The organism is Pseudomonas sp. ADAK21 (genome assembly GCF_012935735.1).
Taxonomy (GTDB): Bacteria; Pseudomonadota; Gammaproteobacteria; order Pseudomonadales; family Pseudomonadaceae; genus Aquipseudomonas; species Aquipseudomonas proteolytica.
In genome coordinates this window covers 5,217,459-5,232,872 of the sequence record NZ_CP052857.1, presented here as the reverse complement: position 1 = coordinate 5,232,872, position 15,414 = coordinate 5,217,459, and the positions used below count along the sequence as shown (strand labels likewise).

11 protein-coding genes are annotated in these 15,414 nt (G+C 58.0%); 7 read left to right on the top strand and 4 right to left on the bottom strand.

What is annotated here, in order from left to right:
- The first annotated feature begins 1 nt into the window (after nucleotide 1).
- Entirely contained in the window at nucleotides 2–1,666 is a 1,665-nt protein-coding gene (locus tag HKK57_RS23520) for a N,N-dimethylformamidase beta subunit family domain-containing protein (protein WP_169390878.1), read from the top strand.
- 640 nt (nucleotides 1,667–2,306) lie between these two features.
- On the opposite strand, the gene HKK57_RS23515 is transcribed toward HKK57_RS23520, so the two are convergent.
- Nucleotides 2,307–2,687: a type II toxin-antitoxin system RelE/ParE family toxin gene (locus HKK57_RS23515; RefSeq protein ID WP_070994898.1), complete on the bottom strand. Its 381-nt coding sequence runs from the start codon at nucleotides 2,685–2,687 to the stop codon at nucleotides 2,307–2,309.
- A 2-nt stretch (nucleotides 2,688–2,689) separates the two neighbouring features.
- Complete coding sequence (locus HKK57_RS23510; RefSeq protein WP_070994897.1) at nucleotides 2,690–2,980, bottom strand: type II toxin-antitoxin system ParD family antitoxin; 291 nt, start codon at nucleotides 2,978–2,980, stop codon at nucleotides 2,690–2,692.
- Nucleotides 2,981–3,272: 292 nt separating this feature from the next.
- On the opposite strand from HKK57_RS23510, the gene HKK57_RS23505 reads away from it, so the two are divergent.
- Nucleotides 3,273–4,256 (top strand): 5'-nucleotidase, encoded by a 984-nt coding sequence (locus HKK57_RS23505; RefSeq protein WP_169391246.1) that lies wholly within the window; start codon nucleotides 3,273–3,275, stop codon nucleotides 4,254–4,256.
- Nucleotides 4,257–4,433: 177 nt separating this feature from the next.
- On the top strand, nucleotides 4,434–6,812 hold the full coding sequence (locus HKK57_RS23500) for an NERD domain-containing protein/DEAD/DEAH box helicase (RefSeq protein WP_169390877.1): 2,379 nt from the start codon (nucleotides 4,434–4,436) through the stop codon (nucleotides 6,810–6,812).
- Between the two features lie 147 nt (nucleotides 6,813–6,959).
- Here the strand turns inward: HKK57_RS23500 and HKK57_RS23495 are convergent, their stop codons facing one another.
- Nucleotides 6,960–7,874 (bottom strand): LysR substrate-binding domain-containing protein, encoded by a 915-nt coding sequence (locus HKK57_RS23495; protein WP_070994887.1) that lies wholly within the window; start codon nucleotides 7,872–7,874, stop codon nucleotides 6,960–6,962.
- Nucleotides 7,875–8,121: 247 nt separating this feature from the next.
- Here HKK57_RS23495 and HKK57_RS23490 point away from each other — a divergent pair, with 247 nt between their 5' ends.
- The 4 genes from HKK57_RS23490 (at nucleotide 8,122) to pgm (ending at nucleotide 14,464) form a co-directional block, all read left to right on the top strand.
- Nucleotides 8,122–9,144 (top strand): zinc-dependent alcohol dehydrogenase family protein, encoded by a 1,023-nt coding sequence (locus HKK57_RS23490; protein WP_029300001.1) that lies wholly within the window; start codon nucleotides 8,122–8,124, stop codon nucleotides 9,142–9,144.
- Nucleotides 9,145–9,844: 700 nt separating this feature from the next.
- Nucleotides 9,845–11,257: a hypothetical protein gene (locus HKK57_RS23485; protein WP_104912321.1), complete on the top strand. Its 1,413-nt coding sequence runs from the start codon at nucleotides 9,845–9,847 to the stop codon at nucleotides 11,255–11,257.
- Nucleotides 11,258–11,300: 43 nt separating this feature from the next.
- Nucleotides 11,301–12,701, top strand: coding sequence for an aminotransferase-like domain-containing protein (locus tag HKK57_RS23480; protein ID WP_169391245.1), 1,401 nt, complete (start codon nucleotides 11,301–11,303; stop codon nucleotides 12,699–12,701).
- Nucleotides 12,702–12,814: 113 nt separating this feature from the next.
- Nucleotides 12,815–14,464, top strand: coding sequence for a phosphoglucomutase (alpha-D-glucose-1,6-bisphosphate-dependent) (gene pgm, locus HKK57_RS23475; protein WP_169390876.1), 1,650 nt, complete (start codon nucleotides 12,815–12,817; stop codon nucleotides 14,462–14,464).
- A 58-nt stretch (nucleotides 14,465–14,522) separates the two neighbouring features.
- Here the strand turns inward: pgm and HKK57_RS23470 are convergent, their stop codons facing one another.
- Nucleotides 14,523–15,218 carry a pirin family protein gene (locus HKK57_RS23470; RefSeq protein ID WP_070994883.1) on the bottom strand — a complete coding sequence of 232 codons (696 nt, stop codon included), beginning with the start codon at nucleotides 15,216–15,218 and terminating at the stop codon, nucleotides 14,523–14,525.
- Between the last annotated feature and the right edge of the window lie 196 nt (nucleotides 15,219–15,414).

Here is a 15,414-nt window from a genome sequence, read left to right as displayed (position 1 = left end):
AATGAATTCCACAGACCTCAAAACCCCCGCTGCACGAGGTGAGCGACCCGGCGCCAGCGTGACCGTCAGCCAGACTTCAGGGCCACGTCAGGCCGCACGCGAGACCTGGGTTGAAGTGCCTTCAGAGTCAGGCCCGGCGGCCGCCTGGTGCTATTCGGATCGCCGCGCCTATAGCCCGGGTGAATCGGTTTGCCTTTATCTGTCGTCGAACTGCCCGCAAGTGACGCTCAGGATCTATCGCGATGGAGCCATTGCCCGCACGCTGCATACCACCGACAGCCTGGATGCTCGATTCCACCCCATACCTGAACGTGCCTATGAGCATGGCTGCCAATGGCCAGTCTTCATGCAATGGTCAATCCCGGCTGATGCCGAGCAGGGTGGCTATATAGTGGAAGTACGGGACGGCGCTGGCAGCGTCCTCGGGCATCATCTGTTCATCGTCAAGGCGCTGCGCAAGCGTGCCGATGCCTTGGTACTCGTCGCGGCCACATCGACGTGGGCCGCTTATAACGACTGGGGTGGTGCCAATCATTACTTTGGCCTTCACCCCGGCACGCCGCGTGGCCGCTCACCGTTGCTGTCGGCGCAGCGCCCCTGGGCGCGAGGGCAGGTGTGGCTGCCGGACGATGCGCCACGTTGCGTCAACGCGACCCGGCCCCGCCAGCCAGGGCCAGCGCGCTATGAGTTCATCGAATGGGCTGGCCTTAATGGGTACGCCAAGTACTACGCGCTGGCGGGGTGGGCTTCTTACGAGAGACCCTTTGTGGTCTGGGCCGAACAGCAAGGATATACGGTGCATCTCCTCACCCAGGACGATTTGCATCACGACCCGCACGCGCTTAAGGGCTACGCCTGCGCTGTCTTCGCCGGGCACGACGAGTACTGGACGCGGGAAATGCGCGACCATGTCGACGCCTTTGTCGAGGAGGGCGGCAGGGTCGCGCGATTCGCCGGCAATTTTATGTGGCAGATTCGCCTGGAGGATGAGGGGCGGCGGCAGGTGGCCTACAAGTACGATGCTGGCGCGCTCGATCCTGTGGCGGCTACCGAGCCTCATCGGCAAACGGGGGCCTGGGAAGATCCGCGGGTAAATCACCCTGGGGCATCGACGTTCGGGGTGAATGCTCTGCGCGGGATATACGGTAGCTTTGGCGGGATGGCACCGCGCAACCCGCGCGGGTACACGGTCTTCAGGCCTGAGCACTGGGCATTTATGGGCACGGGCCTCGGCTACGCGGACATGTTCGCAGACGAAGCCAACATCTTTGGCTATGAAGTGGATGGCCTCGAATACACGTTCGTCGACGGCCTTCCAGAACCGCTCGGCACAGACGGGGCGCCCAGCGGATTGCAAATTCTCGCAATGGGTTGGGCGACCAATGCCGAGCATGGCCGATCCGAGGATGCCTACTCATTCATGCTCGGCGACGGCGATGCCCGGTTTCGTGCGTCCATCCTGGCGCCCGACCTCAGCGACGGCAGCATCGCGTTGCACAGCCGTGGGGCGGGCATGGTAGTGCACTTCCACAAAGGTCGCGGCGAGGTCTTTACCGCCGCCACGTGTGAATGGGTGCATGGGCTGATGCAGGCAGACATTTACACCGTGATGATCACAAAAAATGTGCTCGATCGTTTCTTGGGCAATGCGCAGGAGGTGCGGTGATTTTCTAAAAAAGGAAATGTGGCGCTTGCGTCGATGCCGTGACACTACGGTGGCGAGCAGCGGTTGATTCTCCAAGAAGGGATTGCTGAGCGTTAGGCTGGGGCGTCCTTTTCAAACCATCCAAAGCATGCCCCCACTTTTGCCCCTGTTCGCACCGAGTACGCGAGTGGCGATCTCTGTCGAACTCCAGCATCGCCGTGGCTGGTATTCAGTGCGCCTGCGGACACTTGATCAGCGACCCGTATCTGGTAAACCCTCGGTCACTTGGAAGAGGATATGAGTAATGAGTCGACACCTTAAGCAGGGTTGTCGGGTCTTTCAGCATCTAACTTGAAATTAACTCGCGAGATACTCGTACTCTGCGTGATTTTGCCAGGGCTCTGGTCGCCTGGGGCATCGATATGCGTGTCCATCGACAACTGTAGCAATGCTAGGCGCCTGATCGCGGGAAACGCCTAAGAAGCGGTTGTTCTGCATTGAAAGTGGTGCGCAAAGTTGAAAGTAGTGATTCTGGTCGTGGGCCTCGATAGCCAGGTTGGCTCCGGAACCTCCCGCTTCAATTGCCCGCCAAGTCGGCTGATCACAAGGGCGCTCAGATTGAGATTTAGAGGAGGGGCTTACCTTTGCTATACCTGGCCAGTTAATCCGTTGGGCCAGGTCGCTGATCAATCGTAGGTAAGTGCAACTGCACTTCCATGGCGTCATGAAGGAGTCTTACGACCTCGATAATGTCGTCGTTTGCCACACGATAGAACACGATATGGCGTGGTTTTTTGACCATTCCATGGGTTTGTTTGGCCTGCTGGCGTGAATAGATGAGGTGATAGCTGCGAAGGCCCGGTGCAAGCTCATCGCGATCGTGGCTGCCAATGCGACAAGGCGTGTCGGCAAGCGCTTGCAGCGCCGCGAGGATCAGCGTCTGGTAGCGCTGGCGCGCTTGATCGCCGAACTGCGTCTGGGAGAGCCTGAGGATGTCGACAATGTCGGCGCGTGCTGTGTTGGAAACACGATACCGCGGCATGCTCAGTGTTTGCCTCTCGCGGGGAGGGTTGCTTCCAGGCTCAAGGCCTCGAGGTAGTGCTCCAGATCCCCTTCGTTTACCTGAGTAAAGCGCTCGTGCGCAAGATCCATGATGCCGATCGAGGTCGCGTGGCGTAGTGCCTCAATTTTGGCGGTGTCTTCGGCGACACGCTGTTCCAATAGCCGCAAACCTTCCCGCATCACTTCGCTGGCATTCTGATAACGGCCGGACTGCACCAGGTCGTGGATAACCTGATCCTGGTGAGGGGTGAGCACAACGTTTCGCGTCGCCATAACTAGCTCCAGTTCGATGCAAGCAGGTACTTTTGATTGTTGGCATATTATGCCATTTTCACTCGGGAGAATAGCTTGGGGCCCACATCCGGCGATCAGGTGATGGGTGACTCGGCGCCAATCAGCAAGGTTCAAAGTCATCCGTCCATAATAAAGCAACCTGCAGATTGATTTGAGAATTGATATGCCTGACTGTGCGTGGGAGGAGCCGCGCGATGTGTGCTTCTCGATCCGCCCTGACATGTTCGATGCCCATCAATATTTGCGTTTAGAGGCATCAAGAGAGGTTCCAATGCCCTACGAGTTAGAAAATCGCCTGGTGATCGGTGTCGCTTCCAGCGCTGTGTTTGATTTGTTGGCATCGGACGCAGTGTTTCAGAGTCAGGGGGAGGAGGAATACCGCAAGTTTCAGCAAAAAAATCTTCACGTCCCGCTTCCTAAGGGGATAGCGTTCCCCTTCATCAAGCGCTTACTGTCAGTGAATGACCTGAGCGTCGATCCTACGGATCCGCTCGTTGAGGTAATACTTCTTTCGCGCAATGATCCCGACACTGGGCTGCGCGTACTGAAGACTATCGAGCACTACGGGCTTGGGATGACAAGGGCGATTTTCATGCAAGGAAAATCCCCTTATGAATACATACCAGCACTGAATATCGCTTTATTTTTGTCGGGTGACAAAAAAGACGTGGAAGCGGCTATCAAGGCCGGGTACCCGGCTGGCCAGGTGCTCGATTCAAAATTTGAAGACGACGAAACTGATAAAACCCTACGCATCGCATTCGACTTTGACGGCGTACTCGCTGGCGATGAGTCCGAAACGATCATGCAGGCCTCTGGATTGTCTGAGTTCCATGCGCACGAAGTGAAGAACGTTATGCAGCCCCATAACCCGGGGCCGCTGAAGGAGTTCATGGTGCGAATATCCAAAATCCAGTCAGTCGAGGAGAAGCACAAAAAGCTCAATCCTAAATACGAAAACCGCATACGCGTCTCGATCGTCACAGCCCGCAATGCTCCGTCTCATGAGCGTGCGATGAATACACTCAAGAGTTGGGGTGTCATGGCCAATGACGCATTCTTCCTGGGTGGCATCGAGAAAGGAAAAATTTTAGGTGTATTGAAACCACACATCTTCTTCGATGACCAATCAGGGCACCTTAAATCGACTAGCGCAGTTGCTCCATCCGTGCACATTCCTTTCGGCATCACCAACCATGTCGCTACTGTGGATGCGCTAGAGCCTGAAGCGGATCAGGTCCAGAAGGTGGTGTAACACGGTGGCTTGAGCGCTCAGTACCACTACAGTAGGGTACAACGTGACTATCGATTCGGTAATTTCCGCCCGGTCTGGTCTGATCGGAACGGTACCATTGATAGGTTGGTGGATGAGAGGACACGGGTGCATCCAGTGCCTTACTATGCCCCAACTGACATAGCGTTTCTTCCATCCATGGCCAAATTCTTTCCAGCACTCGATCATGCGGAATTCCGCAGCAAAGGCGAATTTACGCTTTTTCAGGAACTAGCGGCACTTGACGATGGGTTTGTCGTCATCCACTCGCTACCTTGGCTACGCGGCCGGACAAAGCGGGTGTACTCGCAGGATCTGCAGGACTACCTGCGAGTTTCCTTAGAGAGGAGGCACCTGTCTGGCGAGGTGGACTTCGTAATCTTACATGCGGAGCTGGGTATGCTTTGCATAGAGACGAAGTCAGGTTTGTATCAGCCGTCGGGCGTTCGATTCATTCACGAACGTGACGGTTATGAAATCGATCCTCTGAATCAGGTCAAGGACAACGCTTTCGTCCTCGTCGATATGTTGCAATCGTGGCAGATGAAGTGCCCAGTCGGTTATGCAGTGCATTTTCCAGACTTCGATCTGGAGAGCTCGCAAATCGCCAGTGCATACGTGCCGCTCGACCGGCAGTTGCCCGACGGTATTCTAATCCTCCAAAAGCACCGTCAGGACATGCCTTCGCGCATCATGCAATTGATGGCGCACTGGAAGTCCGCACTGAACTACGACATCAAGGATAATTTCAGCCATGAAATCAAACAATTTCTCGACTCCGTCTGGCCGCGGGAATTACGGGAAGGGGCTCTTGGCCGGAAAATCGTTGCGGACAGCGAGTTGTGGCTTCAATTAGACAAAAAGCAGGCGAATCAGGTGGCATTGTGCGTCGACTCTGATCGAAGGTTGATCGCGGGGTTTTCGGGCAGCGGCAAGACGTTGATAGCGCGTTCTCTTGCTGAGCAGTTTGTCGCTCGGGACCTCAAGGTAATGTTCCTTCTGAAGAACCGCCAGATTACGCATAAGGTGGCCGCTCAATTGAGCCAGTTTGGCCGGGCGGTGACTGTTCAAACCTTTCATTCCTACTGCGAGTCCCAGGGCAAGCGGAACAGGGAAAACAGCTCCGGCGAGCCCAACTATGACGAGCATCACCTGGCCCTGCATGGGTCGGTAGATCAACAGTACGCGGCGTTGATCGTCGATGAGGCCCAGGCGCTCAATGAGGCCGATCACTTGGCGCTGCGCGACCATTTCGCCAACGCACGCAAGTTCGTTTTTGCTGATGAGCTCCAGGTACTACCTGGGATCGAAAAAGGCAGTTCCTATCGATTTCTGGAGGATACCTATGGCGAGCGATTCTTCTATCTGACAACGGTCTACCGGAATCCCGGAGGCATCACTCAGACGATGATGGAGATGCTACCGCTACGACATGAGGTGAATTGCCCTCGGCCGATCTCCGTTGAGGACTTGTCCAGAAGCATTAGCTGGGATGTTTCCAAGACAATCCAGACCATGACGGCGAGCCTTGCTAAATCCGGTGTCATGAACGAGGACTTGATCGTGCTCAGTCAGTTCTCCTCGTCGCTTGAGGAGATCGATGTTCCACGCTCCACGATCTCGGCGTATCGCGGTATGGAGGCGCCAGTCGTCATCGTCGTAGCAGGCTTCGAAATGGATGACATCACATTGGCTTGCGCTCTCGGACGAGCCACCACCCGTGCCTACATCATCGTGCCTATTGAACTGCTTGTGGGTCAGAGCAGCGTAAAATCAGATTTCCTTCGCAAAGGTTTGGAGAATATTGATCGCAAATCAGTGCTCGATCAGGATGCCCGTGCTCCGGCCCCACGGTTTATCGTTAACAGAATGCGGAAATACGCCGACTTGGGCGGAAGACACGAAATCTTCGGCGAAGGATTTGTTTACGCAAGCCGATGGAGGCGATGGGTATATGAAGGCGGCGCCAGATGGAGCAATCGCGGAGTTCAGCTTTGGGGCTGGTGGATATCGCTATCGACAGGTGTTTCCATAGCTGGAATCGACTTTGTGCATAATGAACTGACAGAGGGCTATCTCAAGCCCTGCACCGAATGCAATACGATGACACCGCATAACATGTACGGCGCATGTCTGACTTGCCTCGCGGAGCCATTGGACGAGGCCAAGGTTTTTGAGGTCGCCCAGCAGGCGGTTGAATTGGGTACTGCGCGACCAATGAAGCGCGGGCAGTCTTTAATCAAGGTGGCCGCACTGGTCGGCAATTTTCAATTTCCGCGCTCTAATGACCCAGTGCATGGGATTAGTGAAGTCCCTGTCCTATTCCTCGCCACTACGATCGTCGAGTTTCGGATGCGCAATGAGGCGACCGTTGCCACCAAATCCCAAGTAGTACAATGGTTGCGGGAAGGGTTGGTACCCAGTGATTTAGATGACTCCATCGAGAGCCTTGCGGGCCGAACAATAGGCAGTCTCTGCGGGCAGAAGCTCATGGTGAAGATTGAGGCCGGAAAGTACCGGCTTACCGATTCTCAATAGCCTCGTAAAGGTGGGGGCATCCTTTTCAAACCATCCAAAGTATGCCCTCAGATATGCCACCAATGTAGCAATAGTCTGGAAGTGAATGGGCCTTCATGACCTATGAAAAGCCAGAAATGATCAACTAAACAGCCTGCCCGACAACGCCTAAAGACTCTCAGGATCCCCAAAAAACATCTGAATCCGCGAACGCAACCACCGTTCCCCCGGGTCATTGTCCTGCGACCCTCGCCATGCCATGTGCAGTTCAAAGCTGCGCACCGGCAACGGTGGGTCTTCGGCGCGCAGGCCGCCGGCGGCGGTCAGGGCTTCGGCGGTGTAGTCCGGCACGGTCGCCAGGATGTCGGTGCCGGCCAGCAGGGTGCCCAGGCCGTTGAACTGTGGCACGGCCAGTACTACGTGGCGCTTGCGGTCGAGTTTTTCCAACTCTTCGTCGATAAACCCGCTGAGGTCGCCAGCGAATGAGACCAGGGCGTGGGGGCGGGCGCAGAAGTCATCCAGGCTCAGGGCGCCGGGTACGCTGTCGGCGCGCAGTAGCTTGGGCAGGCTGCGCCGCAGCAGTTTGCGCTTGGCGTTGGCCGGCAGGTCGGCGGTGTAGCTGACGCCAATGGAGATTTCCCCGGAGGCCAGCAGGCCGGGCATCAGGATGTAGTTGACGCGACGGATTACCAGCACGATGCCCGGCGCTTCGGCGCGCAGGCGTTTGAGCAGTTGCGGCAGCAGGGCGAACTCCACATCGTCCGACAGGCCGATGCGAAACACCGCGGTGCTGGTGGCTGGATCGAATTCGGCGGCGCGGCTGACAGCGGTGGAAATCGAATCCAGGGCCGGCGACAGCAAGGCGAAGATCTCTACCGCCCGTGCCGAGGGTTCCATGCTGCGCCCGGTACGCACGAACAGAGGATCGTCGAACAGCCCGCGCAGGCGTGACAAGGCCGCGCTGATGGCGGGCTGGCCGAGGAACAATTTCTCGGCGGCGCGGGTCACACTGCGCTCATGCATCAAGGTTTCGAATACGATCAACAGGTTCAGGTCGACACGACGCAGGTCGTTACGGTTCATCTTGTGTCCTGGCAGATTCAGCGAACTTGACGTGAGCGGCCACATGGGAACAATGGCCGGCATGAATCTTACGGGGAAAGGCTGGTACTCTGCACCGGCTAATTCAGATTTCCTACGCTGCCTGGCGTATTTTCCTAGGCAGTGGAATCAATGACAGACATGACGACTATTAATGGCGACCGGTGGCCTTGCCCCGAAAGCCCAGATAAAGTTCATGGCATTAGAGGTTACTTTGGCGAGGTTTGCGATGTCCCGCACGATCCGTTTTCACAAGTTTGGTCCGGCCGAGGTGCTCAAGTGCGAAGAGCATGAAGCCACGTTGCCCGCACCGGGCGAAGTGCAGGTGCGTGTCGAAGCGATTGGCATCAGCTGGTACGACATTCTCTGGCGGCAGAACCTGGCGTCCTCCCATGCCCGGCTGCCATCGGGCCTTGGCCATGAAATGGCTGGCGTGGTGGTGGCCGTGGGTGAGGGCGTCGATGACCTGGTGGTAGGCGACAAGGTTGCCAGCTTTCCGGCCGAAAGCCCTAATGATTACCCGGTGTATGGCGAGGTGATTGTATTGCCTCGTTCTGCCTTGACCCGTTACCCGGACGTGTTGAGCGCGGTGCAGGCCAGCGTGCATTACACGCCGTTGTTGATTGCCTACTTTGCCTACATCGATCTGGCACGGGCCAAACCCGGGCAGTTCGCTCTGGTGACGGATGCCAGCCATTGTGCCGGGCCATCGTTCGTGCAATTGGGCAAGGCTTTGGGCGTGCGGGTGATCGCGGCCACCAAGTCGCCGGAGGAACGCGAATACCTGCTGTCCCTGGGCGCGGAAAAGGTCATCGTCACCGAAGAACAGGATTTGCTGATGCAAATCAACAAGTTCACGGATGGGCGCGGCGTGGATGTAGTGTTCGACGGCCTGGGCGGCCCGCAGATGTCGCTGTTGGGCGATGTGCTCGCGCCCCGTGGCAGCCTGGTGTTGTACGGCCTGCAAGGCGGCAACCAGACTCCGTTCCCGGCCTGCGCCGCGTTCCAGAAGAACATCCAGTTCTTTGTGCACTGCATCGGCAACTTCACCGGCAAGCCGGAGTTGGGTATTGCTCAGGATCAGGCCGCGCTGCAGCGGGCCCTGAACGAGATCAACCAGTTGACCGCAGATGGCCTGCTGGTGCCGCTCAAGACCCGGGTGTTTCCATTCAGCCAGTTCGTCGACGCCCATCGCTACATGGATGAATGCCCGTGCCGTGAGCGGGTAGCGTTGCAGGTTGAAGCCGTTTGATCTGTGGGAATGTTCGCAAACGGACATTCTGCGAGTGTTTGCCATGGGGCAAATACGCCATTTAGAAGGACTGGATCTACGTCCTTGCTGAGCCCCCTGCCGGGATTTCTTCCCTGCAAAACCTGCCCTTGATGCCGCCGCTGCCCTGAATCCCAGAGCGGCGGCGTTTTGTTTGGGCGCTGCGGTCAATCCCCGTCCACCGAACTGCACTGGTTTTTGCCCTGAGTCTGTATCTTTTAATCATCAATCAAGCGCTGATAATTGCCCGGTCACTTTCATCTCAAGGACTGAGCAATGAATACAGCAAACAACTCAAAACAACGGCTCGCCGAAACTAACAAGTCGCTTTGTATGCCGGCCCAAGGATGTGGGTCTGCAGAAAGAGCCTTTAAGTGTGCGCGAACCAAATCCGATTTTTACCCTGCGCTGCATATGTCAGATCATTCTTTAATATTCGAGTTAAAGATTAGTAGGAGGTTGTAAGACCATTCCTAGGCCGGCCAGTGGGCCGCTGTAGGGGCTTTCCTCCGTAGGTGATGGCATCTTCGTCAGGATGTTCCAACTGGCGCTTTGTTGTGCGGTGCTAACATTTAGCTATCAGCCTTAATCACAACAGGCGTCAACTTTAAGTAAACGCAGATCGGACAGGCACGCCTAACTGCATGCCCGAAACTGCCAGTTAACCTCAGGTAGTAAAGCTATGAGCGCTATTCACGAACAAGCCATGAATTATGTTTATCAGCAAGTTTTGCAGCGATTGCTGGGTCACTTTTCGCGAGCGGAGCGCACGGCACTTCAGTTATTGATTCAGCGATTGATTGTGGCGGCCGGGGGCCTGGAGCAGATCGGCGACTACAAGGTACTGGTGGCTCATGGGGGCGGTAAAAGCAGCAGTTACGCATTGGCTTTCCTGCGGGCTGCCCAATTGACCATTGCGGGACGCGCGCCGAGGAGTTTCCAATTGCGCGTCGCGACCCTGCGCCATACGGGCATGACGCAAGCGGCGCTGGACAGCATTCACCGTGGTTACAGCGCGTTGTTTTTCCATGACGACCCCAGGGTTGAGTTGCTGATGGTGGAAAACCAGGAGGTTTTGCCTTTCAACCATCTGCGGCCGGCGTCCGCCGCGGGGCAGGATGCGGGACGGCGCAACATGCTGATGGTCGGGCACATGAGTTCGGGGGATATCCGCGCCAGTTTGTGCAACGACGGCTACCTGTCCCTGGGGGATTTCTACCGCCGCATCACGGCGTGGGACGGCGGGGTACACGCCTTGGCCAGCAGCGATTCACCGCGCAAACAGAATCAATACCTGGCGTGGCTGGCCAGGACCACCCGCGCTGCGGGCATGAAAGGTCATTCCGGGCAGCCATTGGCGCTCAACGCGTTGTTCTCCCGCATGGACGATTGCAGTGCCGGTTATTACCGCAATGTGTATGGCGAGCATTACGCAGCACAGGATGCATCCGCCGCCAAGGAGGTGCACCGTCACCTGGCCTACATTGGCGTGGCTGACCTGTTACGCGCCACGGAGCACGGCTGCACGGCCTTGCTCAATGATTTCATGGGCTACAAGCAAGATGAGTTCGCCTTTCAGTTCAGCACCCCGGCCTACGCCAACCCGTTGCTGATGGCCCACCTGCATGGCCTGCATGCGCAAGTGCTGCAGGGCCTGGACTATCAGCAGGGTGTCACGCGGTTTATCGAGCAGGCCATCGGCTTCATGCGCCGTAAACAAATCCCTGACGTGCTGATTGCCCAAGCCGGGACGCGGGATGGCCGCGTATTGGCGGCGACGTACGCCCGCGAGTTCTTTGGCCTGGAGGAAAGCCAATTGGTATGCCTGTTGTTTTCACCGTTTATCCAGCAAGGGCAGCGGCTGGAAGCCTTCTTGCGCCGCTGTCATCCCGGCATGCTGGTGGCACTGCCCGAACTGCACAAAGTCCTTGAGGGCAAGCCCTCGGCAGAGTTGATCCAGCACTGGATTGTCGATACCAGTGGCTTGCCCCTGGCGCTGTTGCAGCACCTGTACGGCGCCCATGTCGCAGCCAATGCGGCCTGTATCAACAGCGAGGATGGGGCCACGGTGCCGCATGGCATACCAGGGCACTGAGGGTGATTGCGCTACGCCAGCCAGTGCTGCGGCAGCCAAGGTCATGAAGGGGGATAAGCAGGCTGACTTCGCCTATCAGGCTGTCTACCGCTACATGATCAACCTGATCAACGAAGTGGGCACTGAGGCGAGGGTCAAGCTGCCGTCCCTGCGGCACTTGGCAGAGCGTTTGAATGTGTCGATTTCCACCATTCAATACGCCTACTCGCTCCTGGAAAAGGAGGGCAGGGTGTATTCGGTGGCCAAGTCCGGCTACTACGCCCTGCCCATTGCCAGCAATACGCCATGCTGCACCGCAGGCGATCTCCTTGAGCGCCTGTATGTCGGGGCACGCAGGCCGGGGATGCTGGTCCTCAGTGCCGATGAGCCGGGCCAGTTGTTGTCCCTGGACGCGCCGTTGCTGCAATTGGAGCGTGAGCTGGTGCGCCAGTACCCGCGCCAGCTGCAGCCTTATTCCCAGCCGTGCGGCATTTGGGAGCTGCGGGCGGCGCTGGCGGCGCGTTATACCCATTCGCCCACACGGTGCTGGCAGGCCGATGATGTGTATATCGGTGCTGACCTGCGGGGAGTGTTGGCCATCCTGATCGAGGTGTTGGCGCTCAGAGGGGCTGCGGTGTTGGTGGAGTCGCCATGTGACTGGCTTGTCCTGCGGTTGCTGCAAGATGCCGGGGTGCGCATGATCGAGTGGCCGTGTAACGAACAGGGCAGGCTCGACCTCGGTTACTTGCAGCAGCAACTGCGGAGCGAGGAAGTGCAACTGGCAGTGCTGTCTTCGACCCCGGGCATTGGCACGGGGGCGGCCTTGAGTTTGGCGGATCAGGCGCAGGTGGCGCGGTTGCTGGAACATGCCGGTTGCTGGGTGCTGGAGAATGACATCCACGGCGGGTTGGAATTCGAGGCGGGCACCCGCTACCTGCGCGATCTGGTGAACCCTGATCGATTGATGGTGTTTTCTTCTTTCGAAAAAGTCATGGGCCCGGAAGCGCCCTACGGCTATCTGCTGTCGCGGCACCTGAGCACGCAATTGCAGCGCCAGTTCCTGTTGCGCGCGTTCCGTTTGTCCTCGATTCGCCAGCGTGCAATCGCCCGGCTGCACCACAATGGCCGTTTTGACCAGCATCTTGAGCAGTTGCGCGACTTGCTCAAGGGGCACGCCGACGCCATGCACGTGCGCCTGGAGCAACATCTGGGCGGGCGCTTGACGTACCGTCGACCCCAGGCGGGTGCTACTTACTGGCTGCGCTCCACCGAGGCCGTCGATATGCGTCGGGTCTTTCAAAACATGCTGGCGCGCCAGGTGGTGATTGCCCCTGGCGAGTTGTTCAGCGTGAGTGGCCTGTACCAGCAACATTTTCGGCTGAGCCATGTGGCAAGCACTCATCACAGCCTGGACCTGGTGTTGGAGGAGTTGGCACAGGCACTCAAGCAGGGGCAGCACGGATGAATTGGCTTTGTGGGAAATATCGCTGATTATTGTGGGATAGATACCGGCCCGCGGCGGTCGAACACCCAGTAAACTGCATCCTTTTCCGAATCCTTCTTTTCAGAGGTTTTTGCATGACTCTCAGTCCTTTTGCGGGCAAACCGGCGCCGGCTCAGTTGCTGGTGGACATCCCGCGACTGGTAACGGCCTATTACACCGGCCAGCCCGATGCAGCCATCTCCACTCAACGCGTGGCTTTCGGTACTTCCGGGCACCGTGGCAGCTCTTTTGACTTGAGCTTCAACGAATGGCACGTGTTGGCCATCAGCCAGGCGATTTGCCTGTACCGCGCAGCACAAGGCATCACCGGCCCGCTATTCGTTGGCCTCGACACCCATGCGCTGTCCACGCCGGCGGGCGCCAGTGCGCTGGAAGTGCTGGCGGCCAACGGGGTGCATGTGATGCTTGCCGAAGGTGACGAATACACGCCAACTCCGGCGATTTCCCACGCCATCCTCTGCTACAACCGTGGCCGCACTAGCGGGCTGGCCGATGGCATTGTCATCACCCCGTCCCATAACCCGCCCCAGAGCGGCGGTTATAAATACAACCCGCCCAACGGCGGCCCGGCCGACACCCACGTCACCAAATGGATCGAAGCCAAGGCCAACGAACTGCTGGCTGCCAAATTGGCCGGGGTCAAGCGCATCACCCATGCCCAGGCATTGAAAGCCGATACCACCCATCGCCATGACTACCTCAACAGCTACGTGGCCGACCTGATCAATGTCATCGACATGGACGCGATCCGCAGCGCCGACTTGCGCCTGGGCGTAGACCCGTTGGGCGGAGCAGGGGTGCGCTACTGGTCGGCGATTGCCGAGCATTACCGTCTGAACCTGGAAGTGGTGAATACCGAAGTCGACCCGACATTCCGCTTCATGAGCGTGGATTGGGACGGCCAGATTCGCATGGACCCATCCTCCAGCTATGCGATGCAAGGCCTGATCGGCCTCAAGGAACGCTTCGACGTGGCGTTTGCCTGTGACCCGGACCACGACCGCCACGGCATCGTTACCCCGTCTGGTGGGCTGTTGGCGCCGAACAACTACCTGGCCGTGTCCATCGATTACCTGTTCCAGAACCGTCCCCAGTGGCGCGCTGATGCAGCCGTGGGTAAAACCGTGGTCAGCAGTGGCTTGATCGACCGTGTGGCGGCGCGCATGGGCCGGCGGCTGTATGAAGTGCCGGTGGGCTTCAAATGGTTTGCCGATGGCCTGTTCGAAGGCTCCCTGGGCTTTGGCGGCGAAGAAAGCGCCGGGGCTTCGTTCCTGCGCAAGGACGGCAGCGTGTGGAGTACTGACAAGGACGGCCTGATCCCGGCATTGCTGGCTGCGGAAATGACCTCGCGCAAAGGCCAGGACCCAAGCCAGATCTACCGTGGCCTGACCGATGCCTTGGGCGAACCGTTCGCCATCCGTGTGGATGCCAAGGCCACCCCGGCGCAGAAGGCGCTGCTGGGCAAGCTGGCACCGGAGCAGGTCACGTCTACGCAATTGGCCGGGGAGAGCATCCAGCAGATCCTCAGCCATGCGCCAGGTAACGACCAGGCGATTGGCGGGCTGAAAGTCATGACCGAAAACGGCTGGTTCGCCGCGCGGCCGTCGGGCACCGAGGATATCTACAAGATCTATGCCGAGAGCTTTATTGGCGAAGATCACCTCAAGCGCCTGGTGGAAGAGGCGCAGGTGTTGGTGGATGGTGCGATCACCAGCCAGCCGTAAAAAGTGAGGGAGCGGTGCTGCGACCTGCTCCCACATTGGGTTTGAGCCTGGCTTGAGATCAAGCCAGGTCCACCAGCACCACTTCGCTGTCTTCGATCGCGGTCACCCGCAGTACGCGTTCATCCTGCACCGCAACACCATCCCGCGCCCGCGCCTGCAAGCCATTGACCTCGATCACCCCGGTCGCCGGCACCAGGTAAGCCCGGCGTCCTGCATCCAAGTGATACTCGGCACTTTCCCCGGCCTTCAGGTTGGCCGCCACCAGGCGCGCATCGGCACGGATACGCAGGCTTTCATTGTCGCCAAGCTTGCCGCTGGCCAACGTCACAAACCCTTCGCGGTCGCCCTTGGGAAAAGGCTTGGCGCCCCAGGAAGGGGGCAGGCCGGCTTCATTGGGGATGATCCAGATCTGGAAAATCTTGGTGGCCGTGGCTTCCAGGTTGTATTCGCTATGGGCAATCCCGGTGCCGGCACTCATCACCTGGACGTCGCCAGCCTCGGTACGGCCCTTGTTGCCCAGGTTGTCAGCGTGGCTGATGGCGCCTTCGCGCACATAGGTGATGATTTCCATGTCCCGGTGCGGATGCTGTGGGAAGCCTGTGCCGGGAGCGATGATGTCATCGTTCCACACCCGCAGGTTGCCCCAGTGCATGCGCTGAGGGTCATGGTACTCAGCGAACGAAAAGTGGTGATGGGCATCCAGCCAACCGTGATTGGCACCGCCCAGGGAAGTAAAAGGTCGAAGTTCAAGCATGATCGTCTCCTGTTGATGGGGCTATCATCCGCCAGGGCATAATCGATAAAAAGCGTAAAAAATACCTGATTCCCATCTGATTATTCGATTGGTTTGCGCGCCGCCGAACTCGACCTGATATTCACTTCATCGCCTAACTGCATGAAGCCAAAGCAATTGGCTGGAACTGTCGCGGCATAACGGCGACCATAGGCGC

What these genes read in the sequence shown, in the direction of transcription:
- HKK57_RS23485 (WP_104912321.1), top strand. Translation starts at nt 9,845, where the DNA reads ATGAGCGCTATTCACGAACAAGCCATGAATTATGTTTATCAGCAAGTT.
- HKK57_RS23500 (WP_169390877.1), top strand. Translation starts at nt 4,434, where the DNA reads ATGGCCAAATTCTTTCCAGCACTCGATCATGCGGAATTCCGCAGCAAA.
- HKK57_RS23520 (WP_169390878.1), top strand. Translation starts at nt 2, where the DNA reads ATGAATTCCACAGACCTCAAAACCCCCGCTGCACGAGGTGAGCGACCC.
- HKK57_RS23470 (WP_070994883.1), bottom strand. Translation starts at nt 15,218, where the DNA reads ATGCTTGAACTTCGACCTTTTACTTCCCTGGGCGGTGCCAATCACGGT.
- pgm (WP_169390876.1), top strand. Translation starts at nt 12,815, where the DNA reads ATGACTCTCAGTCCTTTTGCGGGCAAACCGGCGCCGGCTCAGTTGCTG.
- HKK57_RS23505 (WP_169391246.1), top strand. Translation starts at nt 3,273, where the DNA reads ATGCCCTACGAGTTAGAAAATCGCCTGGTGATCGGTGTCGCTTCCAGC.
- HKK57_RS23480 (WP_169391245.1), top strand. Translation starts at nt 11,301, where the DNA reads ATGAAGGGGGATAAGCAGGCTGACTTCGCCTATCAGGCTGTCTACCGC.
- HKK57_RS23515 (WP_070994898.1), bottom strand. Translation starts at nt 2,687, where the DNA reads ATGCCGCGGTATCGTGTTTCCAACACAGCACGCGCCGACATTGTCGAC.
- HKK57_RS23495 (WP_070994887.1), bottom strand. Translation starts at nt 7,874, where the DNA reads ATGAACCGTAACGACCTGCGTCGTGTCGACCTGAACCTGTTGATCGTA.
- HKK57_RS23490 (WP_029300001.1), top strand. Translation starts at nt 8,122, where the DNA reads ATGTCCCGCACGATCCGTTTTCACAAGTTTGGTCCGGCCGAGGTGCTC.
- HKK57_RS23510 (WP_070994897.1), bottom strand. Translation starts at nt 2,980, where the DNA reads ATGGCGACGCGAAACGTTGTGCTCACCCCTCACCAGGATCAGGTTATC.